2 pseudogenes are annotated in these 875 nt (G+C 68.7%); one reads left to right on the plus strand and one right to left on the minus strand.

Going from position 1 to position 875, the window contains the following annotated elements:
- Positions 1-65 precede the first annotated feature (65 nt).
- Positions 66-188: pseudogene (locus tag ACFP2V_RS31595) on the plus strand (SDR family oxidoreductase); the annotation flags it as partial.
- A gap of 68 nt (positions 189-256) precedes the next feature.
- On the opposite strand, the pseudogene ACFP2V_RS31600 reads toward ACFP2V_RS31595, so the two are convergent.
- Positions 257-376: pseudogene (locus tag ACFP2V_RS31600) on the minus strand (IS5/IS1182 family transposase); the annotation flags it as partial.
- Positions 377-875 lie beyond the last annotated feature (499 nt).

Below are 875 nucleotides of genomic sequence, written 5' to 3' on the forward strand. Positions count from 1 at the left end.
ACCGGGAAAACAGACGGGGGTAACACCCTTGACCGGCCCCGCTCCTTCAGGGATGACAGCGCCCCTTCCTCGCCGGTCCGGACGCCTCGTACGTCACCGGCGCCTCCTGGAGCGTGGACGGCGGCATGCTCCGGATGGGCCCGCAGGCCGGGTCGCATCTGACGAACGACGACTGGCGGCGCCCCTGAGCGGGCGACGGACGCGAACGCCGTGTTCACGCGGTTTGCGTTCTTCTGCGACATCCCACGGGTTCGTCCTGGCTTTCCTCCGGCAGCGACCATGGACGCCCCGGCCGCGGCACTTCGGCTCCTTCGCGGCGCAGCATCGTGATCAGCTTGCGGAAGGCGCGCGGGTTCAGCCCGGTGAACGGGGCTATTCAAGACGGCTCCGACGCCGTGATCACTGCTGCCACAGCAAGATCGTCGCACCATCCCGGAGCCCAGGCTTGCGGAGATCAGCACCTGCCAGTATTTCGCTAGGCGGCCCCGTCGGCGGCCGGTACCGTGCGACGCAGAGCCAAAGGGGGTGAGCTGGTGCGCCCAGTGCTGTTGGTGGATGTGGACGGACCGCTGAATCCGTATGCCGCCAAGCCACACCGGCGGCCGGAGGGCTATGAGACGCACCGGTTGCTGACGCCTCGGTGGGAAGCCGCCGAGCGGCGCCGGCTGACTGAGTGAGCGGTGTGCATCGTGAAACCTGCAGGTCAGGTGGGCTGGTGTGTGTGGGGTTCGGGGTGCTCGGGCTGGTCGTGGGCGGATGACTTCGGCGAAGATCGTCGGTCAGCGGGAGGCTTCGCGGTTCGTGAGGATCAGCAGGGCCCGGACCAGGGCGGTCGCCCATGTCGGGTCGGTGCGGACCTTGCCGAGCACGCGCCA

It is taken from the genome of Streptomyces incanus (assembly GCF_042656345.1).
In the GTDB taxonomy this organism is placed as follows: Bacteria; Actinomycetota; Actinomycetes; order Streptomycetales; family Streptomycetaceae; genus Streptomyces; species Streptomyces incanus.